Genomic DNA, 25,495 nt, shown 5'->3' with positions numbered 1-25,495 from the left:
AAAGCGGGGGCGGGCATCCCGGCCGAGACGAGCGGCCGGGTGCAGGCATGGCGGATGCGCCCGAAGACGGACGGCCGCTGATTTACGCGATTTATGCGACGGTCCCTTCGCGGGCGCGCGCGACGAACCAAGCGACCACCAAAGCGGGATGGAATCGGGCATAGTGACGCCGAGTTGCGCAACTTGCGCAGGTCCACGCGCGCGTACCCGTACGCGAAAGGGAGCTCCGAGACCGCGTGCTCCACCGGTCCCGTGACGGGAGCCGGAGGCTAGAGTCCTGCGGGGGTCGCCGGACCCGCTCACGGTTGGGCCCGCCGGTCCGGCGCCCCAGCAGCACTCGACGCAAACCGTCCGTCGTCACCATCCTGCGCGCATGTTCTTCGAGACGAGCGTTCCTGCACCGACAGCCAGCGCCGCCTTCGCTGCCCTGGTCGAAGAGTGGGCCAGGTGGGCGGAGACCTTCAGCACCGCCCTCGACCAGGACCTGCTCGCCATCCAGCGGGGCCGCCAGCAGTCCGGCGTACCGTCGTCCCTTCCCCACGAACAGCCACCCAAAGCGAGGGCGGCCCGCCTCGACTCCCTCCCCGCACCCGGCTGACCCGACGTGCCGGGCCGGCCGCCGCGGGTCACCCTGGAGGGCATGACCACCGCACCGATCGTCGTGCACCGGATCCAGGGCGGAGGCGACCGTCGGGTGACCGTCCGGGGCAAGATCCAAGGGGTCGTCTACAGCGACGCCGACCTGGTCGAGGCGCTCAGGATTGTGGGCGTGCCGGACCCGGAGAACACGGTCGTCTCGGCGTCGCCACTCCTGGAGTGGCGCCAATCCCCGCCCCGCGATTACGGCCTCGGCCCCGGCGAGCCCGTTCCGCGCCCCGCGCCCCGGCACTGAGACGAGCAGCCACGCGCTTCGTCCGATATGGGGTGCCTGGTGGTGCTGTGTGGTCAATCCGCAGGTGAGAGGCGGAAGTTGACCCGGGGGAAGGGTGTGACCTCACGGGCCGTGAGGTTTAGATTGCGACAGGTGATCTAGTCGCGGCGCCCGGACCAGGGCAGAGGGCCGCGCCGCCCCCTGTCGTGGAAGGACGCTCGGATGACGGATATAGCCGTCGGCGCCGCGGTACCCCGCGTCGAGGCCGACGTCCCCGGCCCGGTCCCCGTCCCTGCGGTCGCCGAGGCGGCGACGGAAAGCGGTCCGTGCGGGGTATGGGGCGATGAGCTGCGCGCGCGGGCCTGGCTGTGGCGCCGCCTCGGCGTCGGTGCGCACGCCGGGGGCGACGTGGCATGACGGACGACGGAGAGATACCAGCCCCGGACTGGCACAGCGTGCGGCAGCCGCTCCCGCCCGAGGTGCCCGCACCTCGCGCGGAGCCCTCCCTCGATGTGGAGGCCGCCGGCGAGCCGCCGGCTCCGGAGCCGGAATGGTGGCGTGCGGCACCGCCGCCTCCCGAGGCTCCCCCTTCCGGGCCGGTGCCAGAAGACGCACCACAGCCGTCGTTCAAGCCCGCCCCGGACTGGAGCAAGGATCCCGCCCCTGACCCCGCGGATAGCCCCGCCAAGGACCAGGGGGAGGGCCCGGGTTACGTGGGCCGCGTGGGTGCGGACTGGCGCGAGACGTGGTCGGTACACGGCTCCGAGGCCCTGGACGCCGCGCACGAGGTCGCCGTCACGATGGCCGAGGCCGTCGTCAACCACCTGCCCAACCCGGAGGCGGCGGCGCAGCGGCGTGGCCTGGACATCCGCTGGCTGCGCCTGAAGTACAACGTCCCGGCGGCCTTCTTCGCCTCGCTGGTGACGTGGGGCGGCAGCAGCCTCTCGGACGGTGTGGCCAACACCCTCACCCACGACGGGCCCTTCGGGCTGCTCGGCTGGGTGCTGATGCCCCTGCTGGTGCTGGGCCTGCTGATGGTGACGCCGATCGGCGGCCCGATCGGCAAGATTTTCTTCGACATCCTGCGCCGCGTGCTGTCCGGCCTCGGCCGGGCGGTCGCCCGCGCCTGGAGCGTCACCCTCACCGGCTACCTGCTGCGCCTGGTAGCGGCCACCGTCGTGTGGGCCGTGGTCCTCGGTATCGCGCGCCTGATCGGGCGCGTTGCAATCAACTGGCTGACAGGAGCGTGACGACGATGAACACGACGGGAGCCGCCGCCGGCGGAATAGGCGCGGTCGCCCTCGGCTTGGTGGTCCTCTTCTACCAAATCGGGGCCTGGAGAGGCGGCGACCCCACCCCCAAAATGCACTTCTTCGCCGGGGTGGCCCTGGCCGCGCTCCTGTTCCTGGGCGGCGGCATCCTCGGGGTGATGGGCGGCGCTGCGGCCGCTCTCGGCGACGGGATCGGCCGGTACGCCCTGGAGAACGCCACCGGGGCGGCGGCGGCCGCGGGCAAGCGCCCGCCGATGACCGGCGGCGAGAAGATCGGCGTGAGCGGCGCGATCGCCGGACTGTGCCTGCTCGCCCTCTACCTCGGCCTGATCAAGTCCGGACGCTACGACCTCAAGGCACCTTTGATCCGGGGCTCGTTGGTCGGGATCTGGCTGGGCGCCTCGGCGGGGCTGATCGGGATGGCGCTCGGGCTGATCCGTACGTCCGGCAACACCATCGGCGACATCCTCATTCACAGCATCTGAACCGGGGGAACAGAGCTATGTCCGGCATCGGCGCCGAAAAGGAGCGGGGCACGCTGGCCGCCGGGGCGCGCCTGCTGCGCGCCGAGTGGGGGCGCTGGCGGCGCGCGGAGGACCAGAGCGACACGCACATCGCGCACCGCATCCTGAATGACCAGTACCGCCGGTGGCGGCAGATGCGGCAGCGGGCCAAAGCGGAAGTCCAGCAGAACATCGGCCTGCTCAAGCAACAGCAGAAGCAGCAGACCTACATGCAGATGCAGCGGATGCAGATGCAGAAGCGGTCCATGGCCCGGGGGGGATACGGCGGGTACGGCGGCGGGGGCGGCGCGTCCGCGATCGTCGCCTACCGGATGATGCAGTGGGCCCAGCTCGACATGAGGATCGGCCAGGAGGAGTTCCAGCACCTGGAGGTCAGCGATTCCATGCTGGCCATCGGCCGCGCGCAGCTCGCCGCGGTACGGGGCCGGATCACCCTCGGCCTCACCCTGGGGATTCCGCTGCTGTGGGCGGGCCTGCTGTGGCTGTCCGCCCCGGCCGGGCTCACCGTCGCCGCGCTCGCGCTCCTCGCGTTCACAGTCGCCTCCTGGGCCAAGGCCCGCAATCCCCGCCCGCGCCGGCCGCCCGTGCCCAAGCTTCTGTTCACTCCGCCCAAGCCCCCAGCCCACACCGAGCTCGACGAGGAAACCCCCGAGCCGTTCGCGCTCGCGGAAGCCGGCCGCGACCCCAAGCAGGTCCGCGAGGCCGTACGGCTCGCCTTCCTCAAGGGCAAGCACGCCCGCAAGGTCGAGATCGGGGAGATCGGCACCCCGTCCGAGACGCAGTACGGATGGGAGGTCCCGCTCCTGCTCAAGTCCGGGAGCCTGGAGGACTTCCCCCCGATCCTCAGAGACCTGGCCACCCCGCTGCGGGTCGGCACGGGCCGCATCATGGCCGCACGGGTCTCCCCCGACGACGCGGCCGACATCAAGCTCCGCATCCTCACCCGGGACCCGTTCGAGCACCCGCTGCCGATCCCCGTGCGGCCTCCCGGCTCCTGCACGATCCGCAGCCCCTTCGACCTCGGCATATCTATCGAAGGTCAGACCACGCCGGTCGTACTCGCCGGGCAGCACGCGATCGTGGTCGCGGACACCGGCGGCGGCAAGACTGCGCTGATCCAGCGCATCGCCGACTTCGTGACCGCCTGCTCCGACGCGGTGATCGTCGACATCGACCCCGTCAAGCGGGGGTTGAAGGTCTTCCAGCCGCTGGCCGCGCTGACCGCCCGCGGGCCCGAGCAGGCCGACCTGGTCCTGGAGCAGCTGCTCGCGGAAGCCAAGCGGCGTATCGCCTCGATGCCGCCGACCCAGAACATGTGGGAGCCCACCCCCGAGGACCCCGCGATCATCGCGGTCCTGGACGAGTTCATCAAACTGTCCGACGACGGCAAGGAGATGGCGATCGAGCTGCTGCGCAACCTCGGACGCGAGGCCCTCATCTCGGTCGTCATCGTCACCCAGGACGCCACCAAGGACTCACTGAGCGACGCCATCGCGGACGTGCCCGGCCTGCGCATCATGCTGCCCTGCCGTGCCCACGACGTACCCCTGGTGGTCGGCCGCGCGGACGCGGTCTCCCAGGGCTGGTGGCCGCACCTGCTCGTGCCCTCCCCCGAGCCGGACCTCCCGGCCGACGCCGGGCGCTTCTACGTGATCGCCCCGCGCCACCGCGAGCCGATCCTGCGCTACGCCTCGCTGCTGCCACCCGACGAGGCCGCACGCCGGGTCGAGGAGCGCCTCAAGGCGCCGCGGCCACGCCTGACCCTCGGCGGGCACCGCCCGACGGCAGTGGTCGAAGTGCCGCCGCAGGTGCGGCGGTTGCTCGACGCGTTCGCCACGCACAGTGATCCCGAGGTGCTCACCATCACGGAGCTCGGCGACTACCTGGCGGCCGCCGCCCCGGACGTCTACGGCCGCTGGGAGGGGAAGCCGAACCGGAACACGATGATCGGGCGGACCATCAAGTCCGAGCTGAAGGCCGCCGGCGTCACCGTCTCCTCGGAGCGGCTGGGAGATCGGCCGGGCAAGCCGTTCGCCTACCGGCTGACGGACATCAAGGGCACCCTGTCGTGATGCGTCCGCGTCACGTCTCCGGCACGTCCCGGCCTGCCCCGGGTGCGTCCTGGCACGTCCACAGCCCATCACCAGGGCCTTCGGCGCGTCTGGTTGATGCGTCGACGCGTCCGCTCCAGACGCATCACATTCGCGTTCTGACCTGCGTGGACGCGTCGGACGCATCAAAAAGACACCCCCCTTTGGAGGGCCTGTGGCCACCGCCAATCCAACAATGCACGCCCGGACCGCCGCCGACGCCCTCGCGCGCCTGGTGCGCGACGTCCGTACCGGGCGCGCCCGATGGACCCACCCCGAGCATGTGCGCCAGAGCACGGACGAGCTCACACGCGCGGCCGAAGCCATCGCGACCGTGGTGGGGGAGATGACCGCCGCCCTGGCCCTGCTCGGACAGCCCGGCCCGCACGCCCAGCAGACCAACGCCGCCCTACACCAGGCCGCCCAGGGCGCCACCGTCGCGGCCGCGCAGCTGCGCCAGGCCCGCCGCACCATGCACTGACCGTCACCACCGTTGAGGGGAACTTCGTGTGCCCGTACGCCACTTACACCGCCGAGCGGGGGCCTGATGCTGCTCAAGGATGACCCGTGCGGCAACATCATCGGCCTCGCGGGAGAGTACTGCCGCAGTGGTCAGAAAGGCTCCAAGCCCGACGCCCCGAAGCTCGACAAGAGCGACCCACTCACCAATCTCGCGCTCTCGATCGCCAAGGGCGCCGACTGGACGGCGGGCCAGCTCGGGAAGCTGGTGAGCGGCGACAAGGGCGCGGTCGACTTCACCGGCGCCAACTTCGTGCGGCAGTACGCCATCGTGTTCGCGGCCGCCACCTTCCTCGTGCTCGTGCTGTGGCTCCTGGCCGTGGCCAAGCGAGCCATGCGCGGAGCCTCGCTCACCACCGCGATATCCGAAGGGGTCGGCTTCCTGTGGCTCGCGGTTCTCGCCACCGCCTTCACGCCGCTCGTGCTGTACGTCCTGGTCTCCGCTGTCGACGCCGTCACCGATGCACTGACGGCCGCGCTGGGCTCTTCTCCCGGCGGACTGTTCACCTCGATGGGCAATGACCTCAAGAACGGCAAAATCGGCGGCGGACCGCTGATGCTCGCCGCCGTCAGCTTCGCCACGATCGTGCTGTGCGGGCTGCTGTTCCTGTTCCTGTACATGAGGACGCTGGCCCTGTACGTCGGAGCCCTGCTCGGCGTCCTCGTGTACGCCGGTGTGGTCGACAGGAACCTGTGGGGTCATGTCCGCCGGTGGGCGGGATTCATGGTCATGCTCGTTCTGGTCAAGCCCGTGATCGTGATCGTGCTCGGCCTCGCGGCGGTCATGGAGGCCAACGGACACGTCGTCACCGGCCTCGGCGTCACCGTCGTCGCGATCGTGGTCGGGATCTACACCGTCTGGAAGATCCCGGGAATGGGCGACGCGGTGCGCACCGCCCGGTTGGCGGCCCGCACCGTCGGGGGCGCGGCCCGGACCGTCGCCGGCCCCCGCACTGCGACGGCGGGAGTTCAGTCCGGGATTCAGGCCCATGCCGGACGCGGCGACAGTGGGCGCACCAGCGCCGGCAGCCAGCGCCCCTCAAATCCACTCTCCGGCGGCATCTCGGCCCACTCCCAGCGCACCCCGAAGCCGAAGAGCAAGGACTGACCGGGGCGGGACATGGGTGAGCGCCAGCATTCCCGGCTTGCGGTCATGCTGGCGCTCACGAAGGGCCACCCAAAGCGGGGCGGGAGTTCTCCGGGGTCCGGTGGACTCCCGTCAGACGGCCCGGCGGCGGGTGCGCGTCGAGGAGAGCTCCGGCTCACCGTGGCCGTCGGCGAGCCAGTGGGCGTGTTCCCAGACCGGCTCGGTGCCGGCCGCGATGCGGTGCAGGAGCACGGTCAGGCTCCGTCCATCGGCGGCGGCCCGGGTGGTCTGCTCCCAGGCGAGCGTGGTGCCACTCTCCCGGTCCCAGGGCTCGCTCGCCATCGAGGAGTACTCATCGCGGGTCCAGGCGAACCAGTGCCGCCACAGCCGGGTGACGTAGTCCGCCTTCTCGGCGCTCTCGCGGTGCGGGCGCAGCCAGGCGTGAGTGTCCCGGTCGCTGTGGAGGTGCTGACCGGGCGGCGTGACGAGGATGGACGGGTAGCGGCAGGCCGGGCCACGGTCGGTCTCGTGGACGATCCGGCGCCCGTCCAGGAGCACATCGAGCCGATCCAGCAGAGCCTTCCGCTCGGCGCTGCCGTACGCACCGGCATCTGCCTCGTGAAGCAGCTCCTGGTCGTGGACGCGGACGGCGGCCACGGTCTGCGGCGGAGACTGGTCGTCGGGCCCGGCCCCCACCACCAGGAGCACGGCGCCGGTGTCCTCGACGAGTTCACGCGCGAACCGGCGCGCCTTCACATGGGCGGCGTACACGGCGACCGCGTAGGAACACGGCTCGCACCAGCGACCCCGGCCCAACGGATAATCCCTGCGGGCCCGGCAGCGCCGACACTCGTACTGCAACTCGCGCGCGCGGTCCAGGACAGCGCGCTGCGCGGGCGAGCACGCGCGCTTGGCGACCGCCCTGTCGTCCTCGTACAGCGGCGCGTAGCAGTTGCCGTGGTACAGAACCTGGCCCACCGGATCCGAACCCGGCCGCAGCCCCCGACCGTCGAGCTGGGTCTTCGTGGACAACCCCTCGGGCACACCGCCCCACCACGTGTAGCGGACGAGATCCGGGAGCGCGGGGACATACGACACTACGACCTCCTTGACGCTGCTGCACTTGCCCCGAAGATAGGGCCGCTGACACACTCACGCAACTATCAAAATGCGCTCTGAGCTGCACAGATGCGCACTATCTAGCTAGATAGTGCGCCCTAGGGTGGCGGGTTATCTAGCTAGACTTACACTCTGGTGCCATGTCGCTTCGCCCCTTCGTCGTCGCCGTCGAGCCCGAGCACATGGCCCGGCTCAACTTTGCAGTCTCGGCCGCCCGCACCGCCGAGCTCGACTGGCTGAAGCAGGCCCACGAGGACGAGGGCACCAAGTACATGCGGGGCCGGGCCCTGAGCGAGGCCCGCGCCCGGATCCGGGTGGAGCGGGCCAGGCTCCGCGCGAAGGGCAAGCTGGCCGGCACCCGCGACCTGGTCCTCGCGCGCGAGGTGCGGGCCGAGCTCCGGTCACGCTCGATGCTCGGCCCGTACGAGCCGCTTCCCGAGGACCAGGTCGCGACCCCCGGCCGCAGGGTCGGAACCGGCCCCCAGCACTACAGCCGGTTCAGCGGTGACCAGCCAACGACCCTCACCGAGCGCATGGCCGTACGACTGCCCGCTGAACTCGGCGAGCAGCTCGTACGCTCCTGCCACTGGGTCTCGGCCCCCGCCGTCGAGGCCCTGCTCGAATGGCAGCAACTCTGGGGCGACGGCCCCACCGTGATCATGCGCGAGGCCCAGCGCAGAGGCGGCGCCACCCTTCTCGACATGCTCTGCGCCGCCTTCGCCAAGCGCCCCACCGCCGACGCCATACTCAAAAAGTCCCAGCTCCAGAGGCAGATCATCACCACCGGCGACATCTTCCGCAGCGCCATCGACCGGCTCCCCGAGCCGCCTCCGGAGCCGGACACCGCAACCGACTGACATCACAGCACACAGGCCAGGGGCCATTTCACCTGCCTGTTTGCGGTCTATCAAGCTAGATAGTCCGCGATTAGGAAGCGGGTCGGCGACGTCTGGGCCGTGCTGGTTCACTCACCTGACATGCTGGCTCGCTGACGAGCCAGCCATTCGGCGAGCTGGCTCACTGACGAGCAGGAGGGCTGATGGCATCAGGGACTTTGGCACGGCGGGCCGTACGGCGGACGGCTGTGCTCAACAACAAGGGCGGGATCGGGAAGAGCACCACCGCGGTCCGCTTGGCCGAGGCGCTGGCCAAGCGGGGGAAGCGGGTGCTCCTGGTCGACATGGACCCCCAGGGCAACGCCACCCGCAGACTCGGCGTCCGCTACGAGGAGGGCGCGCCCAGCATCAGCGAGGCGATCCTCGCCAACAAGGTGGGCGCCGCGGCCGGCGTGATCCGCGACATTTCCTGGGACGCCGACTACGCCGACCGCATCAAGGTCTGCCCGGCCTGGCTCGAACTCGAAGAGCGAATGTACGAGGCCGGCGCGCCCGGCTCTCATCTCCGTCTCGCCAAAGCCCTCCAGGGCGCCGACGACGATTTCGACGAAACCGTCCTCGACTGCCCGCCGTCGCTGTTCCACCTGGCGAACCTCGCGCTCGCCGCCGCGCACCAGGCCCTCATCGTCACCGAGGCCGAGCAGGACTCCGTACGCGGAGCCAAGCGGGTCCGCCAGCACATCGCCGACAACAAGTTCCAGCTCCACAACGACGAACTGGAACTGATCGGCGTCATCGTCAGCCGGATGGAGAACACCACCCCGGTCGACATCGCCCAACTCGCCTCGATCCGCACCCTGTTCGGCGACCTCGTCTGGGACCCGATCATCCCCCGCATCAAGCTCGCCAAGGTCGCCGACAACAACGCCCTGCCCCTGGCCCAGGTCCGCGGCCGCCAAGCCGGCCAGCTCCGAGCCGTCTTCGAGCTGCTCGCCGACACCTATGAGAAGAGGAGCGTCACCGTATGAGCCCCAAGAAGTTCGACGTCGCCCAGGACGACGAACCCGGAACCGTTCCCGTGGTACGCAGCAGTACCAGGAAGACCGACCCCGTCCGCCGGCGCCGCCCGCACTTCGGCTCCTACATGGACGCCGACCTCCAACGCGAGTTCAAAATCGCCTGCATCGCCGACGGCATCGAGATGCAGGACGGCCTCGAACAAGCCGTGCGGCTCTGGCTCAGCAAACGTCCCACCACCTGACTCGCTGGCGAGCTCGCACGCCAGCTCGCCAGCACTTCGCCAAACCATCTCGCCCAGCATCCGACTTACCCCCCTCCCCCATCCCTGCTGCGGGAGCAGCACAACCGGCACCCAAGCCCCCCAGACGGGGCCCCAGCCCCTTCCGCCGCCACCCCACAGGCCGAGGGGCTCGCAAGGTCCACAGACCCCTCTAGAGGCCCGCAGAACTCGGCGCTAGACCGTGCGCGAGTGAGCCACCCAAAGCGGGGGGAGCAGGGGGGACCAGCAACACCGTTGCCGAGTGACCTAGGTCGGGCCAAACGATCAAGGAAATTATAATTGCATGATGCATCTAGTGCTGGGTTGTGATGGGTTTTCCGAAACTCTCCATACGCGCCTACATGGAAGGTTATCGGGAAACCCATCACAACCCAGCACTATTGCAGGTCAGAGCGTTTTGGCCCCCAGCACGCGACAGCCCCCACCGGGCTTCCGGTGGGGGCTGAGGTGTTGCTTGCGCAGGAGCTTCAGGAGTCGTCTGAGGAGTCGTCTCCGGCGACCATCAGACCCGTGTAAACCTTCCCCGCTGCTGACCGTTTTGAGGGGAAATTCCGTTCAGCCATCGACGTTGCGAACTGCACCTCGCTGCCAGGCTGCTCGCCGCTCGCGTGGCACCAGCTTGTCCATGCGGAGAAGAGCTCCCGTGCGAGTACAACGCCGTACTGCGAGGAGATCGTTCGTTCGTCGAGGAAGCGCCCTAGAACGTCGCTCTTCGCCTTGTACTCCTCGGTCTTGATCCTGACGATCTCCGGAGGGGCCAGGCCCTTCTCTGCGTAGTCCTGCCAGCCCGCGTACGCCCACTCCAGGACCGCCGGGGCAGCCTTCTTGAGCCGCTCTGGGAGGCCACCGTCGCGCTCGGCCTCGGGGATCACCACGTCGAAGGGCACGACCAGGATGCGTCGCCACACGGCTGGGTCGTCACCGGAGACGATCGGCAGGTGGTTGGTCAGCATGATCAGGGTGTGCGACGGGTCGAACGTGATGGGGTTCTTGTGCATCAGGTTCGCTTCGATCGGATCGCCACCGACCAGCCGCTTCATGGTCGCTTCCGCGAACCGCTTGCCCTTCTCCGTCTCGGAGCAGAACGTCAGCCGCGCACCTCGCAGGCGCATCTTGAACGCGCCGTGCCGCTCGTGCTTGGACTCCATGAGCATCGCGGGATCGACCTCGATGGCGTAGTCCCCGAACGCTGCCATGAGCGCGTCGCGCAAGGTGCCCTTACCGTTGGCGCCGGTACCGGTGAAGATCGGCATCACGTGCTCGCTCACCTTGCCGAGCATCGCGTAGCCGAACAGCCGCTGCACGAAGGCCCGAACCTCTTCGTCGGGCAGGATGCGGGCGAGGAACTGCTCCCACTCCTGGGCGCCGGCGGGCTCGCCCTCGTCCTCGTCGGGCAGGCTCGCCCCGGCCACCTTGGTGATCAGGTCTGCGCGGTCGCACTCCTCGATCGTCCCCTCCGCCAAGTCGACTGTGCCGCCCGGGGTGTTGAACTTGTAGGGGTCGGCGTCCAGCGACTTCGACGCCGTCGACATCGGGGCGAGCGCCGAAGCAATCTTCAGCAGCCCCTCCAGGCCGGACGCCGACTCGGAGCGCCGGATGTCCTTGTACAGGTCGTCGCGCTCGTCGCCGCTCATGTCCTCCAGGGCGAGCAGGGCGGTCTTGATGGTTCGCACCGCGTACGCCATGTCGACGCGCTGCTCGTCGAAGAGCCAGCGCGAGCCGTCCCACTCGTGCCAGCCGAGGCCGTGCACGAACCGCAAGGCGTCGCCGTGCTCCGCCAGGAACCGCTCGGCCATTCGCAGTTGCCCGCGGTGCTCGACCTTCTTGCGCACTGGCCGTGCACGCCGAGCCGACGGCCGGTCGGTCGTGGTCGACTGCTCGGTGCCAGCCCACATGTCGTCATCAGGCGCCGACGTCGGCGACGGGACCGGCCGGAGGGTGCGCACACGGCGCGGATTGACGTCGTCTTCCTCGCTCATGCCGACACCCCCGCCAGCGGAAGACGCAACGGGGCCGGACGGGATACGACGGTGCTGCATACGAGATCAGTCCTCGGGTGCCATGCCCCGGGACGTTGCAGCGTCGCCGGGGCCGTGATCATTGCCGAGGCGTGGTCTACGGGATGGATCTGCTTAGTGTCGCGCGCTGCCGGATCGGTCACGCGGCACCGCCGACCTGATGCGCGGCGGACCGGGCGTCCATCCGGCGGGGTCGGCCGAGACCGGCGGTCATGCCCGACCGCAGCGTCTTCTCGATCTCGTGCGCGTATTCGGCGCCGAGCCCGCACGTCTCTGCGGCCGCCGTCAGTTGTTCCTCGGCGACGGCCTGGTCCAGGAGCCCGGACGCGACCAGCTGCCCCGCCCGGTAGGCGCCCAGGTTCAGCCGCTGGTTCCGCCCGGAGTTAGCCGGCATGCCCGCGAGCTCCCGGCACTCCGACGCGAGGATGCCCAGCGCCCACCGCTGCTCGCGGGTCGCCCCGGCCGGGATGGCCCGCAGACGGGCATCGAGGTCGGCCCGACTCGGACGCGGCCCCGCTTTGGGTGGCTCGGGAGCTGTGGTGATCAGGGTCAGCAGCCAGTCGGGCAGCGAGGCCGGTTCGCTGGGGCCGGTGAGCAGCTCGTAGCGTCGGCCGTCGACGACGGAGCCGATTCCGACGATGTAGCCGCCGGCCGCGCGGGTGTCGATGCACCAGCCCAGGGTGCGCGCGGTGTTGCGGATGGAGCCCTGGCCGGGGGCGCGGTAGACAAGGTGAAGACCGCCGCTGGGGGTGCGCACGGTCATGGTCGGGCTGTGCGAGGCGCCCGGTGTGCGGCGGATGAACTCGCGGAACATGGTCGAGCCGTCGACGACCTCGTCCGGGAGCCCGGCAGGCGGAACGTCGCTGGCGTCGTGAGGGACATCAAGGTCAACGGCGATGAGCTGAGAGGGTCCACAAGCCACGCCGATGTTGAACGGCGCGCGGCTCCAGGTCCGCTCGATCAGCTCCGGATCGCGAGTCGCCCGAGACTCCCAGTCGCGCCACCGAGGCTCCTTGCCGCCCACGAGCAAGGGGTGGACGTACATGCCGAGGTCCGCGTAGCGGGACGCAGAGGTAAGGAGTTGGGCCCGAAGGGTCCGGAAATCGTCCATATTGTGAGTTGGCACATGTGGCGCCAGGCGGGAAACGTCTCGTACTCTCATGGGGAGCGCTCCTATCGCTCGAACTTCGCCGGGCTCCTATCCCGGCCTTGCAGTACCGCTTAGGCGCCCTGGCCGGGGCGCCTTTCGCGTTTAGGGGCCAATCCTGCCCCTTGATCGCGAAATAGGGCAGCTCGTAAATTCCGGTCTGCCGTTTTAGTGCCGAAATGGGAGGCCCAGAGAGGCCCGCAGCTCCAGGGCTGCGAGCCTCAAGGTGTTCAGGTGAGTGGGGCGCTGAACCGAAGGACCCACCCAGGGCACGGGCGGTGGACGGTGACCTCGACTGCGCGGCCGGCCGCGGTGTAGCCGACGTGGGTGATCTGCATGAGGTTGGTTCCGACCTCGACGCCGAATGCTTCGGACTCGACGGAGGTCGCCTCGTACTGCACTACCTCCTCGATGACCTCGGTTTGTTCGAACCCGGCCTCGGCCATGCGGCTGATGATCCCGCCCTTGCCCGGGTCCGGATTCTCAATTCCGGCAGCCTCGGCGACGTCGAGGGGCACGTAGGAGTTGGCAAGCTGCACGAGCTTGTCGCCGTTGTACATACGACGGGCCCTGACCAAGGTCTCCTCTGTAGCGGAGATGTCGAGGATGGAGGCCACGTGAGCCGGAGCTGCGGAGCGACTAACGGTCGTCTCTACGCGAGGCGTCCCGCCGAGGCGACGGATCTCGGTCTCGAACGCTCCGCGGCTCTCGCCAGCTTCGCGGCGTTCCTTCCGGTAGCGCTCAGTCGCGTCACGGACGATGGCGTCGTTGGTGCTCAAGATGGGTCCTTTCAGGATTCAGGTTGGTCGATGGGCCACTCATAGCTGAGCGACCAGAGAGTGGTTGGCAGGACGTGGACGCAAACTTCTACGGCTCGTCCCTCAGCAGTGAGACCAACGTGAGTGATCTCGTAGACCTGACGGGACGCCGGGATTTGGAGAACCTCCGCTTCGTCCTTCGTCGGAGGTCGTACGTTGATCTCTTCGCGGATCCGCACTTGCGCGTACCCAGCTTCGGCCAGACGGGATTTGCTACCGCCCTGACCCGTGTCCTGCTCTTCGAGCTGAGTGTCGAAGGCAATGTCGCCAGGGAAGTACGAGCTGGCGACCTGTACGACACTCTCGTTCGCACGCATGGTTCGAGCGCGGACTAGAACCTTCGCGGAGCGGTGGGTGCCCAAGATCTGGGAGATCCGGGAAGGGGGCTTGAGACGGCTGATCACCGTCTCGGAGTTCGGTGACATGCCGAGGCGAGCGATCTCGCTGGCGAAGGCCCCGCGTGCACCATCTTCCTCGCGTGCGGCCTTGATGTATCGGCCGGTTCCGTCGCGGTGGATCTTGCCAAGGATCGGAGAGACGAACGTTCCCTCCCCCCGCCGAGAAACGATGAGGCCCTCGTCTTCCAGCACCTTGTATACGTCTCGGGCCGTCTGGAAGGCGACGCCCTCAGACTCCTGGAGGTCGCGCACCTTGGGCAGGGGGGACCCGGGCGGATACACGCCCCGTCGGATCTTGTCTCGAAGCTCGGCAGCGAGTCGCTGCACCTTCGGGATCTTGCTTTCCTCCACGCCCTGCTCCCTTGTGTGTGGTTGCGCGTGCCCCAGTCTGTCAGAACTAGTTCTGTGCGGGTGGCTGGGTCCAACGTACCTTGCGAACAGGCCGTTTCGAAAGATCAGAACTAGTTCAATCTTCCGGGTCGCGGCGAGTCTGAACTAGTTCTATTGACACCGGCTCCGGAGGGTGCCTTAATCGTCACGTCGCACCGCAGAACTAGTTCAGCGGAAGCGGTGAACGGACCCGGTATGCCATCTGTATCCGGGTGATCGCCATGCCCAAAAGGCCAGTGCCTGGCCCGAAACGGCGCGGCTCCCCGGGTGACTGCCATGACAGCCGGGGAGCCGCTTGCCGGGGCCGTTCCATCGAGAGGAGCACGACCCCATGCTTGACGTTACAGCAGGTCACAGCGCCCCTGAAGGGGGTGCTGAGCTGGACCGGGAGCGGCTGACGCTCCTGTTCGTCATCTACAACGAGCGTCTGGTTCGTACGCTGCGCGGTCGTCTGGGTCGCCGGTGGGAGCTGGCCGAGGACATCGCCCAGGAGACCTGGGTGAAGGTCGCGCAGAAGTTGGCGTCCTGCCGGGCGAGCGACGACCGGGCCTTCCCCTGGATCTCGACGATCGCCCGGCGCGCCACGGTCGACTACTTCCGCCTGGCCCGCAACACCCGCGAGCTCCCGACCGACTTCGGATCGGAGGGCCCCGTCGGCTTGGCGCCGGCCTTCGGCTCGCCGGTCGAGGCGGACGGGCACGAGCGGATCGCGCTGGACCGGCTGACCGCGTTCATCCGGGGCGAGATGGAGGTCGCGGCATGAGCGGCGGCATCCCGACCCCGAGCGAGTTCCTGGCCGCGCACGGCGACCCGAAGGGGTGGGTCGGTGCGGAGTTCGACGAGTGGGAGACGGCTTGCGACAGGGTCCGTCTGACCCGCCGGCGCCTGAACGAGATCGCCGACTGGGTCGAGACCCACCCGAAGGCGACGAAGGCTGAGCTGATGGCGGCCATCAAGGGTGGTGCTCGATGACGGTCCAGGACGAGCAGCTGCACGAGGGCACGGTCCAGGCCGCGATCGAGGAGACGCCGGCGGCTGGCGCCACACCGGCGGAGGAGATCCGGGCGCGGGCCGAGGCCGACGCGATCAGGATCAAGGCCGAGGCGGACGCCGAGCGGCTGCGGCTGTCCAATGCCCGCGCGGCGATGAAGCTGGAGGCCGACCGGGCGCTGCACGCCAAGAAGCTCGCCGAGATGGAGACGGCCCGGCGCAAGGCCGAGCTTGAGGCGGAGAAGCTCGCGGCGGAGGAGGAGTCGTCGGCCGCGGCCGAGGCGGAGCGCGCGGAAGAGGCGCGGCGTACGGAGCGGATGTGGAAGTGGGGGGCCAGGAGTATTTACCTGGTCGGCCTCGCGATCGCGGCCCCGGTCCAGTTCGTCGCGTTCTGGGACCGGGAGCGGCCGTTCCTCATCGCGGCGCCGGCGCTGCTCGAAGGCTTCGCCCTGGTGCTCGCCTTCGGCGCGGCATGGGCGGTCGCTCACCGGCGGGACGTCCTGCCGTACCGGATCGGCATCATGCTCGGCGCGTTGATCGCGGCAGGCATCAACCTGTGGCACGGCCTGTTCGATCCCGCGATCGGACTCAATGCCGGACTCATCGGCGGGATCGCCTCGATCGGCGGCCCGGTCGTGCTGATGGCCTACGAGCACGGCGAGGCGCAGAAGCGGGACGGCATCCCCTCGCGACGTGAACGCAACGCGGCGGCCAAAGTGCTCAAGGAGACCGAGAAGGAAGCGGCGGCGAAGCAGGCGGAGAAGAAGGCCGCCGACGAGGCGCGCCGCAAGGAGAAGGAAGACGCGGCGCGCAAGGCGCTGGAGGAGCAGCAGCGCAAGGACAAGGACCGCCAGACCCGGCACACCTCGGTGTGGAACGTGGCCGAGTCGATGCGGTCGGCCCGGGGCGCGGAGTGCGTCACCGAGCAGATCTGGGCGGACGCCTGGTACCGCGTCACCGGCTCCAAGACGGTCGGTGTCACCCCGGAGGTCGAGGCCCGCTCCCGGGCCGCCCAGGCCCGCATGAAGGCCGCTGTCGAGGGACTCCTGGAGGACCCCGAATCCCTTGCGGGTAAAGGGCTCGGGGACATCGAGCGCCCCCTGGAGGAGGCCGACCTTGACATGGTCCGCACCCTGGCGATGGAGCTGGGGGACGCCGACCTCCTGTCGTCGAAGAACGTGCGCGAGCGCGTCGGCTGCCGCACCGAGTACGCGGTGCGTCTGCGGGACGCCGTGAAGGAAGAGCTGGCGAGCTGACGAGCCAGCGAGCCAGCAAGCGAACGAATCAGCAAGCCAGCTCGCCAGCGAGCTACCTCGATCCCGAGTCACCTCTGTCTGAAGGAGCACACCATGCCTCGCATCATCCGTGCCGTTGCCGTCTCCGCTGCTGCCGCTGCTGCGGTTCTCGGCACCGCCACCCTCGCCACCGCCACGACCCCCGAGGAAGCTGCCACCACCGTCCAGGCCGCCGTTGACCGAGCGGCCGGCGCCCCGGTCTCCCTGCCCGACGGGCGCACCCTCCACGTCCGGGGTCTGGACACCGCGAGCTACCAGGCTGACGCCGCCCACCGCACGGCGGTTGTCACCCTCGCCGACGGCACCAACCCCGGAATGGCCGGCATCGACGGGAGCCTCCAGAACCCCGGCGTCGGCACCGGGCTCCAGCAGCCGAACAACGTCGGCACCCAGCAGCAGCAGTTCACCACCCAGGCGGGCGCGGGCGGCATCAGCGTCACCGTCGCGGTCGGCGTCGGTCTCGTGATCTTCGCGATCGTCCTGGTGCGCAAGCGCACGGTGCACGGTTTCCACGCCGCCGTGCTGATCTCCCTCGGCGTGCTCCTGGCGCCGACTTTCGTAGGCCCCCTGGTCCAGCAGATCAGCGGGTCCGTGGGGAGCTCCCTCGGCAACATCTGGACCGGAATGGGCCGCTGAGCAGGGGCAATCCGACGAGCCAGCAAGTCAGCGAACCAAAGATCCAGCGAGTCAGCGCGTCAGCGAGTCAGCTAGCCGGGGGCGTTGTGCCCCCGGCCCCTCGAAGGGACAGCACGTGGCCATCGAGATCCACCCCGAGAACAGCACGGACACGGACGACGGCATTGTCGACGCGGAGATTGTCGACGCCGAGGAGGTCGGGCGTCTGGAGCGGCTGAGGAACCGGGCGGCCGCGCACGCCGCCTTGGTGTCGAGTCGAACGAAGGTGGCGTTCGCCGCGCAGCGCGAGCTGGTCGCGGCCCGGCTGCGGCTCTGGTTCTCCACCGCCGACGTCACCGATGAGCACCTTGCCCGCGACATCGAGGCCCGGCGCCGCCGCCTCCAGGAGCAGCGCGATGCCGAGCTCCGGGCCCGGGTGCAGGTCCTGCGCGAGCGGGTCCGGCACGCCGACCCGGACCAGACGACCGCGCTGGCGGTCGAACTGGCTGGCGCCGAGACCCAGCTCCACATCCGCTCGGCCGAGGCCGCCGACACCTTCGCCGTCACCGGCCGGGACCTGGGCCGGGCCCGCTGGGGCAAGAAGGCCGGGCGTCTGGGCATGGTCGTCGGCGGTGGCGCGGCCTACCTGAACGCGATGGCGGCTGAGCCGATGCTGGTGCTGGCGGCGCTGGGTGCGGCCCCGGTGGCGTGGTGGTACCTGAGCCGTCCGGACATTGGCGGTGAGGGCGCGGGCGGTCTGATCCCGGCTCAGTCGGCAGGCCAGGACGGGGTCAAGGTCAGCCTGATCAAGGAGGGCGACGGCGGGGCCGGCACCGGCGGTGAGGTCGTCGCGGGGTTCGTGCCCGACACCCTGGCGGCCGCGGGCCGGGTCAGTCTGGTCAAGCGGGACGTCGCCGATGTGCGCGGGGAGCAGGACCTGGTGACCGCGCTGGTGAAGGCGGGGATCATCACGGAGGCGCAGCGGGACGAGACCCACCTGGTGGGCGTGATCGAGCCGTCCGGTCCGGGATGGGCTGCGACGGTGGAGCTGCCGCGCGGTATGGAGGCGACGGCCGCGGTCGCCCGGGTCGGCAAGCTCGCGTCGGCGCTGCGTATCAAGGGGTCCCGCATCGAGCTGCGGACGGACACGTCGGAGGAGGGCCACGAGGGCCAGTTCCGCCTTTGGGTGGCTGACGAAGAGAACCCGTACGGCACCGGCAAGACCCCGTCGCCGCTGGTCTCCGTCGAGAGCTGGGATTTCTGGAACGACGGTGTCCCGCTGGGGGCGGATCCGCGGCACGATCGTCACTCCGTCGCTCTTCTGTGGAGCTCGCTTCTCCTCGGCGGGCTCCAGGGCTTCGGCAAGTCGTTCCTGGCGCGGTTGATCGCGGCTGCCGCAGCCCTGGACCCGTACGTCACGGTCCACGTAGCGACGGGCAAGGCGGGGCCGGACTGGGCCGCGACCAAGCTCATCGCCCGTTCCTACGTGGCGGGCAACACCCCCTCGAAGATCTACGCGTTCCTGGACCTGCTGAACAGCTTGATCGCGGACATGCAGGAGATCGGCGAGCGCCTGGAGCAGCTCTCCGAGGAGGACCCGGCGCGCTGCCCCGAGGGCAAGCTGACGCCGGAGCTGGCCAAGGAGTGGGGGATCGGCCCCACGCTGCTCCTGGTCGACGAGCTCCAGGAGCTCCTGGACGCGGCCGCCATGCTCAAGGTCAAGACCGACGACGACCCGGAGAGCAAGGAGCGCGGCCGCAACGGCAAGGACGTGCTGGTCGAGACGATGGCCAGGTTCGTCCGGGTCAGCCGATACACCGGCGGAATGGGCCTTTTCATCACCCAGCGCCCGGACTCCGACTCGGTACCGACCAAGCTGCGCGACGTGTGCGCGAAGCGGGCCTCGTTCCGGGTTAAGGGCGCCAACAGCTCGAAGATGGTCCTCGGCGAGGACGCCGTGAACGCCGGCGCTGCCCCGCACATGCTGCTCGACAGCCACAAGGGCGTGTTCGTCCTGGACTCCGGCGGGGTCGAGGGCCACGTCACCCTCAAGTCCGACGTCATCGAGCTGCCCGCGTTCCGGGAGATCTGCATCAAGGGCCGGGAGCTGCGCAAGGCGGCCGGCACGCTGTCCGGGTTCGCGGTGCGCCAGTCCGACGTGGACTCCGAGACCGACGCGAAGCTGCGGCTGCTGACGGACTGCATCACGGCCGTGACCGCCGAGGGCCTGGACCGGGCCCGCACCGAGCGGCTCCTGGAGCTGCTGAAGAAGGCGGTGCCCGGCCGCTACGACGACGTCACCGTCGAGGACCTGGGGGCCCGGCTGAGGGCGACGCCGGTCGGAGCCACCAAGAAGATCGGGCGGGTCGACGGACTGGCCAACGGCAACGGCTACACCCTCGACCGCCTCACCGAAGCACTCAATGCGCTCAAAACGGGTCAGACCCCCTAGGTCTGAGCCCCGGTCACCCCCGGGTGGGCGCCCGGAACAACCCGGTATGCCCCCTGGTCGCCGGAGAGGCCCAGGGGGTCGGGCGACCACCGTCGAGACCAGCACGACCCCCCGGCAGACCAGGACAAACCCGGCGCTGACCGGGGGATGACCACCCGCCCGACCACCCGTCAAACCCGCCCAAACCGAAGGGACCAGTTTCATGGACGACCGGCAGAACACCCTGCACTGGGTCGCGCTCGCGGAGAAGCAGTTCGCCGCACTTGCCGAGCCGACCGAGGACAACCGCAAGGCGATCGAGTGGGCCAGGGCGGCAGCCCGCCGGGCCGGGATCACCGACGCGGAGATCGCCGTCGCCATCATCAACCTGGCCGAAGGGCACTGAGATGACCCAGCACGAGCCCGCGTTCCTCGCCTCGATCATCCAGGACGTCCGAAGGACGGTCGAACCGCACTGCCTCGGCGGCACCGTCACCCCGGCCGCGCAGGCCGCAGCCCAGCGACTCATCGACGAGTACGGCGCGGAGGCGCTCGCCGACGCGGTCGCCGTCTACAAGGTCCAGCTCGAACTCAACAAGCTGCTCCGCTGACCCCGAAGGGAACCGCGATGGCCCGCGTATGGAACTGGATCCTCACCTTCAACGACGGCGAGACCGAGTACAAGCTCACCGGCCGCTCCTACGCCTCCGACACCTCGACCGAGGCCAGCGTCCTGGACGGCGTGCTGATCGACCTCGCTAACCAGAAGCTCAAGACGAAGAGCGGCACGGTCAACGTGACCGGCTTCAAGGCCACCCGCGCCTGACCCGCCGCTTTGCCGGGGCGCCCCTTTCCGCCTGGACAGCACCAGGGGCGCCCCTCCCCACCCCGCACCAACCCGAGATCACACACAGGGAGTTCGACATGGCACAGACGAAGGTCTGGGAGCAGAACCGCCGCGACGCGAAGCGCTTCGCTCGCGAGGTCGAGGCGGGCGTCACCTACTGGGTGATCGAGGAGGCCGTGCAGCCCTGGGGCAACGAGCCGATCGCCAACGACTACGTCTTCGAGAAGAAGGCGCTGCTCGGACTGATGTCCGGCTCGATGAGCCCCGAGCGGCTGGTCCTCACCTACGGGCCGGTCTACGACACCCAGCCGCGCGGCATCCGCACCATGCGCGGGCCCTCCAGCGAGGTCTTCGAGCCGTTCGACGGCGACACCAGCACCCGCTCGCTCGAAGACGACGCCTACCCCGAGCTGGTGCGTGCCGAGGCCCGCCGCAAGCAGCGCGGCCGCGCCGGCGCCCGCCGCTGACCTCCTGGCCGCTGCCCGATCCGCCCGTCCCGTACGGGCGGTGAGGGGACCTGGCCAGAGGGCCGAGCGTCCGGAAGGAGCAGAGATGACGACCGACCGAGAAGCGCTCCTGCGCAGGGCAGCCGAGCTTGCCTGCGAACTTGCGGAGTCCGGATTCGCGAAGGCCCCCGAGCCCCTGGCTCAGGCCGTCGCCGAGGCCCGCCGGGCCGGGATCACGATCGAGGAAATCTCCGCCTACGGCAGCCGACTGCGCAAGCAGGGCCGCTGAAAGCCGAGGGCGCCCCCTTCCGCCTGGACAGCACCGGGGACGCCCTCACCCACCCGCACAGCGATCGACTCACCACACGGAGGTAGTACGAGATGAGCACGAGGACCCTGGCCAGAGCAAGCAGGCCGTCCGCCGGCGACAACCCGGAGTTGTCGCTCGACCGGCACGCGGCCGCGATGGTCGGCGAGATCGAGCGCTACCTGGCGGCGCGGTCGAGGACCACCGCCCAGCCCACTGCGCATCACCTGGTCACCAAGACCACGGCCGCTCTGGTCGCCGAGGCGCTGGCCACGCTGCCCGTCGCCCCGGCCGCCTCGGCGCCCGAACTGCTCGCCCCGTCCCCGCTGCTGAGGCTGCTGCCGGACTGGGCACTGCCGGTCGTGCGCCGGCTGCACGCGGGCCGGCCCCGTCGGGTCAGCCCCGCCGAGCACCTGGAGCTGACCGCCCTGGTCCTGGAGACCTGGGGCTGGGCACATAACGGCAAGAGCCGCACGGTCGACGGGCGCCGCTGCATCCTCGGCGCGCAGGCGGTCCTGTTCCGCCTCGGCTACGGGGATGAGTCCACCGTCCACGCCGCCGCCGGCCACCTCCAGGACGTCCTCGGACAGCGCGGCATCACCCAGGCGTACTACTGGTGGAACGAGGGCCCCGGCCGCACCCGCGAGGAAGCCCTCGCCCTGGTCCGCACCGCGGCCTCGCAGGCCCGGGAGGCGCGCCGATGAATGCGACCCCGGCACAACGCTCTGACCAGGAAAAAGGAACATCCGTTGGACCCGTTGGACCGTCCTACGCGGGCGCGCGCGGGTGGACGGACCGCTCCCGCTCCCAGGTGATCACCGCCTACGAGGAGCTCGGCCCGGCCGGGTCGACCTGGACGGCCACCCTCACGCGCCGCGATCACCAGTACACGTCGAGGCCCCACCTCACCCGCGAAGCGGCTGTGACCGACGTGTTCGACCAGGAAGCGGCCTGGCTCTGGGGCGGAGCACCCACGCACTGACCGCTCGCCAGCACGTCAACGAGCTGACGAGCCAGAACGCCAGCGCGTCAGCTCGCTGACTAGCCAGCACATCAACTAGCCAGCGCACCACCCCGCCAAGGGAGACACCGTGAAGTACCACTTCGTCTCGTACGAGATCCGCTACAAGGGCAGCCGCGAGTACCAGTGGATCGCCGAGATCCACAACGACCAGGGCATGGTCATGGTCCGGTCCGAGCCGCAGCCGACCGAGGAGAAGGCGTTCGACCGGGTGAGCGAGAAGGCCGCCGTTGTCGGACTGAAGGTGAGCTGACCATGGCCGCCATCACGATCAGCCACGGCATCGACTTCTTCGGCGAGCTCGCCCACTCCACCGAGCGCCTCCACACCCTGGCCACCGCCCTCAGCAAGGTCCTCCCCACCCGCAAGGCCCACCGGGAGGACCTGGAGCAGGTCGTGCAGCTGCTGCGGCACGAGCTCACCGAGCCCATGGAGATCGAGCCCGAGCAGGCTGCGGCCGTCGCCGCCGCCCTGCGCCGTGCCGCCGACGACCGGTTCCTCAAGCCCATCCCGACCAAGGAGGCGGTGCTTCTGGCCGAGTGCGCCGAGCGCGCCGCCACCGACCGCGAGACCTGGATTTGGAGGCAGAACTGATGGGCTGGAACATCTCCCACGGCAGCAACGCGCAGGGCGAAGTCCGGCGCTCGTACACCACGGTGCACAACCTCGGCCAGCAACTCGCCCACGTGTTGTCGGCGGGTGACTGGCGCCAGATCGCGCACCTTTTCAACCGCCGCTCCGGCGACCCCTTCACCATCCCGCCGGCCGAGGCCGGACGGATCGCGACGGTCTTGGAGCGGGCGGCCGAACACCGGCTCATGCCGCCCGACTGGGCCGAGGACATCCAGCTCCTGGCCGAGGCCGCCGACCGGGCGGCCGAGGCCGAGGAACCGTGGCGCTGGCGCTGACCAACTACTTCTTCAACGGCACGCGAACTCTGGAGACACGCATGAGCAAGTACAAGGGCGCCGCCCGCTTCTGGGCCCAGGTCAACGTCCGCATCCCCACCCGCGAAGACCTGCTGACCTACTACAGCAACGACGCCAAGTCGACCCCGGAGGCGGCTCTCGCGGCCGCCACGAAGGACGCGCGGTCCGAGCACCCCCAGGGGCAGGTCGTGGGCCACCGAGTGTGGAGCGACTGACCAGCCCGCACCCACCGCTCCTTGGTGCAGACAACTGCCCATCCGCAGCGAGACCGGGGCCGCTACGGCGGCCCCGGTTATCACCGAGAGGACCAGAACATGAGCATCCGCGGAATGAGCCGAGCCGACCGCAACCGGTGGAGCTCCGTGCGCACCGTCGCCGATCTCGGCGAGCTGATGGCGCTCTGGCTGGAGGGGAAGATCGCCTCCCGCCCCGGCTACGCCGCCCATTACGGGCCCGACGAGGAGACCGCTCACCTGGTGCCCGTGCTGGCGGCCCTGTGCCGCGCCGGATACGTGACCACCCAGTCCCAGCCCGGCCTCGCCGGGACCGGCGCCGATGGCCGGTGGTGGGAGCAGCGCGCCGCCGTCGAGATGGTCGTCACCGACCCGTTCCTTCTGCGCCGTCTGGCCGGCGCTGTCTGCGGCGCCGGGATGCTGGTGCGGATCGCCGAGGCCGACCAGGCCGTGGTCGTCACCACGCGCGATCGTGAGCCGATGACCGCGTTCGGCGGTCGGGTCAGCCGCGCGCATCTCCTCGACCAGTGGGCTGAGCTGGAGCCCCGGTTCGCCGACCAGGTCGCCCGCGGCACGTACGTGTCGGTCGTGGCACCGGAGTACGGCCCCGCCGGCGAACGCCTGTGGCGCACTCTCGGCCGCCTGCGCGGTCTATCTAGGTAGATAGACCGCATCTACGCAGTTCTACGCGCACCCGGCGTCGTGCAGCAGACCGCGTGACTGGCCCCCGCTTTGGGTGGCTTGAGGAGCCCCGCCGAGCCGCAGCGCTCAGCGGGGCTCCTGGATTGGCGGGGCGCGCGTGAGGTGCGGCAGGCGGCGGAGCGCGCCCGGCGCCGCACGGGAGGCCGCCCGCGGCCGAGCGGGCGGTGACGGTGAACGCGCGCTCCGCAAAGGCCCGCACCCGGGGTGCCGGGCGCGGACGCGCCCGTCCGTTCTACCCCTGCCCTGAAAGCAAGGGGCGCGCCCGGAAATCCGATGATCCGCCAAGAGGCGGAACGGGGCCGGCGGCGGACAGCGCCGGTCCCTGCGTAGGACACTCGAATGACCAACCCGAGGAGGGGCAGTGACAGCACAACCCGATCACCGCGACGCCGTACCGCCGATGCGTACGCTCGCCGAACTGCGAACCGCCCTGAGCGTCTGGGGCCTGCCCGGCGACGCCGAGACGTTCGAGCGCGAGCTCGCGGCCGCGGACCTGGACGACCTCACCCGCGTCCGCGAGATTACCCAGGCGTACCGCCACCGGGTCCTGCTGCGGTGCGACCCCCAGGCGATGGCGGCCCTGATGCGCAGCACCGACGACGTCGCCTTCGAGCTGGGCCAGAAGATGGCCGAGAGGAACGCCCGGTGACCTACGCGTTCTACAGCGACGCGGCCGAGAAGATCCTTCAGGGCGATCTCACCGTGGGGGAGCGGACATCCGTCATGTCGGTGCGTGCCTCGCTGGAAGAGGACCCCACCCCCGACCACGCCCGGGGACTGCCGGACGCAGACCCCCGCTCGGAGTCCTACGCCATCGACCTGCTCCCCGAGCAGACCGGCGGCCGCGGCATCACGGTCGTCTACCGCCACGACCGAGACCTGGACGCGGTGCTGATCCTCTGGCTCATCGCAGGCCCTTGACGAGCACCCGAGTAAACGAGACCCCTGGCAGGTGAAGTGCCGGGGGTCTCGTCATGCCCGAGTGTAGAAAACGGCGCCGGGGGCCGGAACGCTGAGCCAGCCAGAACCGCCGCACACCACTGACGGTGATCACCGTTGGTGACCGTCTGGCGCCTCCCGCACCCCGGGCCCGCCGGCATACCCACCCCCAGTTCCGTCCCGCAGGACGGGCCGAAACGAACCTTGATCGACGTGGGACGGGGATCCGCTGCGACACGCGATACCCGAGGGTGATTGAGTGACGTGAAGAGCTGGCCCACCCGTAGGCCCCGGACCCTGCCGTGATGAAGGACCGCCACCGGTTCAAGATCAAAAACAGGGAAAGGACCAA

General features: G+C 69.7%; 35 protein-coding genes. 30 read left to right on the top strand and 5 right to left on the bottom strand.

From position 1 onward, the window contains the following. The first annotated feature begins 373 nt into the window (after positions 1-373). The 8 genes from ABR738_RS37625 (at position 374) to ABR738_RS37590 (ending at position 6,383) form a co-directional block, all read left to right on the top strand. Positions 374-598 (top strand): hypothetical protein, encoded by a 225-nt coding sequence (locus ABR738_RS37625; protein ID WP_350235023.1) that lies wholly within the window; start codon positions 374-376, stop codon positions 596-598. Positions 599-640: 42 nt separating this feature from the next. Further along, positions 641-892 carry a hypothetical protein gene (locus tag ABR738_RS37620; protein WP_350235022.1) on the top strand — a complete coding sequence of 84 codons (252 nt, stop codon included), beginning with the start codon at positions 641-643 and terminating at the stop codon, positions 890-892. Positions 893-1,093: 201 nt separating this feature from the next. Beyond that, positions 1,094-1,288 carry a hypothetical protein gene (locus tag ABR738_RS37615; RefSeq protein ID WP_350235021.1) on the top strand — a complete coding sequence of 65 codons (195 nt, stop codon included), beginning with the start codon at positions 1,094-1,096 and terminating at the stop codon, positions 1,286-1,288. A gap of 305 nt (positions 1,289-1,593) precedes the next feature. Then, the gene (locus tag ABR738_RS37610; protein WP_350235019.1) at positions 1,594-2,121 is read left to right on the top strand and encodes a hypothetical protein; all 528 of its coding nucleotides are present in this window, start codon (positions 1,594-1,596) and stop codon (positions 2,119-2,121) included. Positions 2,122-2,126: 5 nt separating this feature from the next. Continuing rightward, positions 2,127-2,627, top strand: a complete 501-nt coding sequence (locus ABR738_RS37605; RefSeq protein WP_350235018.1) for a hypothetical protein — start codon at positions 2,127-2,129, stop codon at positions 2,625-2,627. A 17-nt stretch (positions 2,628-2,644) separates the two neighbouring features. Then, positions 2,645-4,738: a P-loop NTPase family protein gene (locus ABR738_RS37600; RefSeq protein ID WP_350235016.1), complete on the top strand. Its 2,094-nt coding sequence runs from the start codon at positions 2,645-2,647 to the stop codon at positions 4,736-4,738. A 214-nt stretch (positions 4,739-4,952) separates the two neighbouring features. Continuing rightward, positions 4,953-5,237 carry a hypothetical protein gene (locus tag ABR738_RS37595; protein ID WP_350235015.1) on the top strand — a complete coding sequence of 95 codons (285 nt, stop codon included), beginning with the start codon at positions 4,953-4,955 and terminating at the stop codon, positions 5,235-5,237. Positions 5,238-5,303: 66 nt separating this feature from the next. Then, entirely contained in the window at positions 5,304-6,383 is a 1,080-nt protein-coding gene (locus tag ABR738_RS37590; protein ID WP_350235014.1) for a hypothetical protein, read from the top strand. A gap of 111 nt (positions 6,384-6,494) precedes the next feature. Here ABR738_RS37590 and ABR738_RS37585 read toward each other — a convergent pair whose 3' ends face one another. Then, positions 6,495-7,460, bottom strand: a complete 966-nt coding sequence (locus ABR738_RS37585) for a hypothetical protein (RefSeq protein ID WP_350235013.1) — start codon at positions 7,458-7,460, stop codon at positions 6,495-6,497. A 161-nt stretch (positions 7,461-7,621) separates the two neighbouring features. Between ABR738_RS37585 and ABR738_RS37580 the strand changes: the two genes are divergently transcribed. From ABR738_RS37580 to ABR738_RS37570, 3 genes are all read left to right on the top strand, one after another. After that, entirely contained in the window at positions 7,622-8,338 is a 717-nt protein-coding gene (locus ABR738_RS37580) for a hypothetical protein (protein WP_350235012.1), read from the top strand. 182 nt (positions 8,339-8,520) lie between these two features. Continuing rightward, positions 8,521-9,345: a ParA family protein gene (locus tag ABR738_RS37575; protein WP_350235010.1), complete on the top strand. Its 825-nt coding sequence runs from the start codon at positions 8,521-8,523 to the stop codon at positions 9,343-9,345. Further along, on the top strand, positions 9,342-9,578 hold the full coding sequence (locus ABR738_RS37570; protein WP_350235009.1) for a hypothetical protein: 237 nt from the start codon (positions 9,342-9,344) through the stop codon (positions 9,576-9,578). The genes ABR738_RS37575 and ABR738_RS37570 overlap by 4 nt, the downstream gene beginning before the upstream one ends. A gap of 506 nt (positions 9,579-10,084) precedes the next feature. Here ABR738_RS37570 and ABR738_RS37565 read toward each other — a convergent pair. The 4 genes from ABR738_RS37565 to ABR738_RS37550 form a co-directional block, all read right to left on the bottom strand. Beyond that, entirely contained in the window at positions 10,085-11,596 is a 1,512-nt protein-coding gene (locus ABR738_RS37565) for a DNA primase family protein (RefSeq protein ID WP_350235007.1), read from the bottom strand. A 178-nt stretch (positions 11,597-11,774) separates the two neighbouring features. Next, positions 11,775-12,746 carry a bifunctional DNA primase/polymerase gene (locus tag ABR738_RS37560; protein ID WP_350235006.1) on the bottom strand — a complete coding sequence of 324 codons (972 nt, stop codon included), beginning with the start codon at positions 12,744-12,746 and terminating at the stop codon, positions 11,775-11,777. 266 nt (positions 12,747-13,012) lie between these two features. Continuing rightward, a complete protein-coding gene (locus ABR738_RS37555) occupies positions 13,013-13,561 on the bottom strand; it encodes a UTRA domain-containing protein (RefSeq protein ID WP_350235005.1) in 549 nt (182 codons plus the stop codon). Between the two features lie 11 nt (positions 13,562-13,572). After that, the gene (locus tag ABR738_RS37550) at positions 13,573-14,349 is read right to left on the bottom strand and encodes a GntR family transcriptional regulator (RefSeq protein WP_350235004.1); all 777 of its coding nucleotides are present in this window, start codon (positions 14,347-14,349) and stop codon (positions 13,573-13,575) included. Between the two features lie 370 nt (positions 14,350-14,719). Between ABR738_RS37550 and ABR738_RS37545 the strand changes: the two genes are divergently transcribed. The 19 genes from ABR738_RS37545 (at position 14,720) to ABR738_RS37455 (ending at position 25,125) form a co-directional block, all read left to right on the top strand. Next, positions 14,720-15,151 (top strand): RNA polymerase sigma factor, encoded by a 432-nt coding sequence (locus ABR738_RS37545; protein WP_350235003.1) that lies wholly within the window; start codon positions 14,720-14,722, stop codon positions 15,149-15,151. Beyond that, the gene (locus tag ABR738_RS37540; protein ID WP_350235002.1) at positions 15,148-15,360 is read left to right on the top strand and encodes a hypothetical protein; all 213 of its coding nucleotides are present in this window, start codon (positions 15,148-15,150) and stop codon (positions 15,358-15,360) included. Before ABR738_RS37545 ends, ABR738_RS37540 begins: the two co-directional genes overlap by 4 nt. After that, a complete protein-coding gene (locus ABR738_RS37535) occupies positions 15,357-16,634 on the top strand; it encodes an MFS transporter (RefSeq protein WP_350235001.1) in 1,278 nt (425 codons plus the stop codon). The genes ABR738_RS37540 and ABR738_RS37535 overlap by 4 nt, the downstream gene beginning before the upstream one ends. A 93-nt stretch (positions 16,635-16,727) precedes the next feature. Continuing rightward, positions 16,728-17,309 (top strand): G protein-coupled receptor family protein, encoded by a 582-nt coding sequence (locus ABR738_RS37530; protein WP_350235000.1) that lies wholly within the window; start codon positions 16,728-16,730, stop codon positions 17,307-17,309. A 115-nt stretch (positions 17,310-17,424) separates the two neighbouring features. Continuing rightward, a complete protein-coding gene (locus ABR738_RS37525) occupies positions 17,425-19,740 on the top strand; it encodes a hypothetical protein (RefSeq protein ID WP_350234999.1) in 2,316 nt (771 codons plus the stop codon). A gap of 202 nt (positions 19,741-19,942) precedes the next feature. Further along, the gene (locus tag ABR738_RS37520; RefSeq protein WP_350234998.1) at positions 19,943-20,125 is read left to right on the top strand and encodes a hypothetical protein; all 183 of its coding nucleotides are present in this window, start codon (positions 19,943-19,945) and stop codon (positions 20,123-20,125) included. 1 nt (position 20,126) lies between these two features. Continuing rightward, on the top strand, positions 20,127-20,330 hold the full coding sequence (locus ABR738_RS37515) for a hypothetical protein (RefSeq protein WP_350234997.1): 204 nt from the start codon (positions 20,127-20,129) through the stop codon (positions 20,328-20,330). A 17-nt stretch (positions 20,331-20,347) separates the two neighbouring features. Beyond that, the gene (locus ABR738_RS37510) at positions 20,348-20,545 is read left to right on the top strand and encodes a hypothetical protein (RefSeq protein ID WP_350234995.1); all 198 of its coding nucleotides are present in this window, start codon (positions 20,348-20,350) and stop codon (positions 20,543-20,545) included. Positions 20,546-20,643: 98 nt separating this feature from the next. Continuing rightward, positions 20,644-21,033: a hypothetical protein gene (locus ABR738_RS37505; protein WP_350234994.1), complete on the top strand. Its 390-nt coding sequence runs from the start codon at positions 20,644-20,646 to the stop codon at positions 21,031-21,033. Positions 21,034-21,118: 85 nt separating this feature from the next. Next, on the top strand, positions 21,119-21,301 hold the full coding sequence (locus tag ABR738_RS37500) for a hypothetical protein (RefSeq protein WP_350234992.1): 183 nt from the start codon (positions 21,119-21,121) through the stop codon (positions 21,299-21,301). A 92-nt stretch (positions 21,302-21,393) separates the two neighbouring features. Next, complete coding sequence (locus ABR738_RS37495) at positions 21,394-22,023, top strand: DUF6197 family protein (RefSeq protein ID WP_350234991.1); 630 nt, start codon at positions 21,394-21,396, stop codon at positions 22,021-22,023. 107 nt (positions 22,024-22,130) lie between these two features. Next, complete coding sequence (locus ABR738_RS37490; RefSeq protein WP_350234990.1) at positions 22,131-22,301, top strand: hypothetical protein; 171 nt, start codon at positions 22,131-22,133, stop codon at positions 22,299-22,301. Between the two features lie 109 nt (positions 22,302-22,410). Then, on the top strand, positions 22,411-22,593 hold the full coding sequence (locus tag ABR738_RS37485) for a hypothetical protein (RefSeq protein WP_350234989.1): 183 nt from the start codon (positions 22,411-22,413) through the stop codon (positions 22,591-22,593). A 2-nt stretch (positions 22,594-22,595) separates the two neighbouring features. Continuing rightward, positions 22,596-22,934 (top strand): DUF7739 domain-containing protein, encoded by a 339-nt coding sequence (locus tag ABR738_RS37480; protein ID WP_350234988.1) that lies wholly within the window; start codon positions 22,596-22,598, stop codon positions 22,932-22,934. Further along, complete coding sequence (locus ABR738_RS37475; protein ID WP_350234987.1) at positions 22,934-23,248, top strand: DUF7739 domain-containing protein; 315 nt, start codon at positions 22,934-22,936, stop codon at positions 23,246-23,248. Before ABR738_RS37480 ends, ABR738_RS37475 begins: the two co-directional genes overlap by 1 nt. After that, the gene (locus tag ABR738_RS37470; RefSeq protein ID WP_350234985.1) at positions 23,233-23,484 is read left to right on the top strand and encodes a hypothetical protein; all 252 of its coding nucleotides are present in this window, start codon (positions 23,233-23,235) and stop codon (positions 23,482-23,484) included. Before ABR738_RS37475 ends, ABR738_RS37470 begins: the two co-directional genes overlap by 16 nt. A 99-nt stretch (positions 23,485-23,583) precedes the next feature. Next, positions 23,584-24,165, top strand: coding sequence for a DUF6919 domain-containing protein (locus ABR738_RS37465; protein ID WP_350234983.1), 582 nt, complete (start codon positions 23,584-23,586; stop codon positions 24,163-24,165). A 400-nt stretch (positions 24,166-24,565) separates the two neighbouring features. Beyond that, positions 24,566-24,853, top strand: coding sequence for a hypothetical protein (locus ABR738_RS37460; RefSeq protein WP_350234982.1), 288 nt, complete (start codon positions 24,566-24,568; stop codon positions 24,851-24,853). Beyond that, on the top strand, positions 24,850-25,125 hold the full coding sequence (locus ABR738_RS37455) for a hypothetical protein (RefSeq protein ID WP_350234981.1): 276 nt from the start codon (positions 24,850-24,852) through the stop codon (positions 25,123-25,125). The genes ABR738_RS37460 and ABR738_RS37455 overlap by 4 nt, the downstream gene beginning before the upstream one ends. Positions 25,126-25,495: the final 370 nt, after the last annotated feature.

The organism is Streptomyces sp. Edi4 (assembly GCF_040253615.1).
Lineage (GTDB): Bacteria > Actinomycetota > Actinomycetes > Streptomycetales > Streptomycetaceae > Streptomyces.
The sequence above is the reverse complement of the archived record's forward strand: the minus strand, read 5'-3'. Positions and strand labels throughout refer to the sequence as shown.

Coding starts and splice junctions, on each gene's coding strand:
- ABR738_RS37625 (WP_350235023.1), top strand. CDS start 374: ATGTTCTTCGAGACGAGCGTTCCTGCACCGACAGCCAGCGCCGCCTTC.
- ABR738_RS37620 (WP_350235022.1), top strand. CDS start 641: ATGACCACCGCACCGATCGTCGTGCACCGGATCCAGGGCGGAGGCGAC.
- ABR738_RS37615 (WP_350235021.1), top strand. CDS start 1,094: ATGACGGATATAGCCGTCGGCGCCGCGGTACCCCGCGTCGAGGCCGAC.
- ABR738_RS37605 (WP_350235018.1), top strand. CDS start 2,127: ATGAACACGACGGGAGCCGCCGCCGGCGGAATAGGCGCGGTCGCCCTC.
- ABR738_RS37600 (WP_350235016.1), top strand. CDS start 2,645: ATGTCCGGCATCGGCGCCGAAAAGGAGCGGGGCACGCTGGCCGCCGGG.
- ABR738_RS37595 (WP_350235015.1), top strand. CDS start 4,953: ATGCACGCCCGGACCGCCGCCGACGCCCTCGCGCGCCTGGTGCGCGAC.
- ABR738_RS37590 (WP_350235014.1), top strand. CDS start 5,304: ATGCTGCTCAAGGATGACCCGTGCGGCAACATCATCGGCCTCGCGGGA.
- ABR738_RS37580 (WP_350235012.1), top strand. CDS start 7,622: ATGTCGCTTCGCCCCTTCGTCGTCGCCGTCGAGCCCGAGCACATGGCC.
- ABR738_RS37575 (WP_350235010.1), top strand. CDS start 8,521: ATGGCATCAGGGACTTTGGCACGGCGGGCCGTACGGCGGACGGCTGTG.
- ABR738_RS37570 (WP_350235009.1), top strand. CDS start 9,342: ATGAGCCCCAAGAAGTTCGACGTCGCCCAGGACGACGAACCCGGAACC.
- ABR738_RS37565 (WP_350235007.1), bottom strand. CDS start 11,596: ATGAGCGAGGAAGACGACGTCAATCCGCGCCGTGTGCGCACCCTCCGG.
- ABR738_RS37560 (WP_350235006.1), bottom strand. CDS start 12,746: ATGGACGATTTCCGGACCCTTCGGGCCCAACTCCTTACCTCTGCGTCC.
- ABR738_RS37545 (WP_350235003.1), top strand. CDS start 14,720: ATGCTTGACGTTACAGCAGGTCACAGCGCCCCTGAAGGGGGTGCTGAG.
- ABR738_RS37540 (WP_350235002.1), top strand. CDS start 15,148: ATGAGCGGCGGCATCCCGACCCCGAGCGAGTTCCTGGCCGCGCACGGC.
- ABR738_RS37535 (WP_350235001.1), top strand. CDS start 15,357: ATGACGGTCCAGGACGAGCAGCTGCACGAGGGCACGGTCCAGGCCGCG.
- ABR738_RS37530 (WP_350235000.1), top strand. CDS start 16,728: ATGCCTCGCATCATCCGTGCCGTTGCCGTCTCCGCTGCTGCCGCTGCT.
- ABR738_RS37520 (WP_350234998.1), top strand. CDS start 19,943: ATGGACGACCGGCAGAACACCCTGCACTGGGTCGCGCTCGCGGAGAAG.
- ABR738_RS37515 (WP_350234997.1), top strand. CDS start 20,127: ATGACCCAGCACGAGCCCGCGTTCCTCGCCTCGATCATCCAGGACGTC.
- ABR738_RS37510 (WP_350234995.1), top strand. CDS start 20,348: ATGGCCCGCGTATGGAACTGGATCCTCACCTTCAACGACGGCGAGACC.
- ABR738_RS37505 (WP_350234994.1), top strand. CDS start 20,644: ATGGCACAGACGAAGGTCTGGGAGCAGAACCGCCGCGACGCGAAGCGC.
- ABR738_RS37500 (WP_350234992.1), top strand. CDS start 21,119: ATGACGACCGACCGAGAAGCGCTCCTGCGCAGGGCAGCCGAGCTTGCC.
- ABR738_RS37495 (WP_350234991.1), top strand. CDS start 21,394: ATGAGCACGAGGACCCTGGCCAGAGCAAGCAGGCCGTCCGCCGGCGAC.
- ABR738_RS37480 (WP_350234988.1), top strand. CDS start 22,596: ATGGCCGCCATCACGATCAGCCACGGCATCGACTTCTTCGGCGAGCTC.
- ABR738_RS37475 (WP_350234987.1), top strand. CDS start 22,934: ATGGGCTGGAACATCTCCCACGGCAGCAACGCGCAGGGCGAAGTCCGG.
- ABR738_RS37465 (WP_350234983.1), top strand. CDS start 23,584: ATGAGCATCCGCGGAATGAGCCGAGCCGACCGCAACCGGTGGAGCTCC.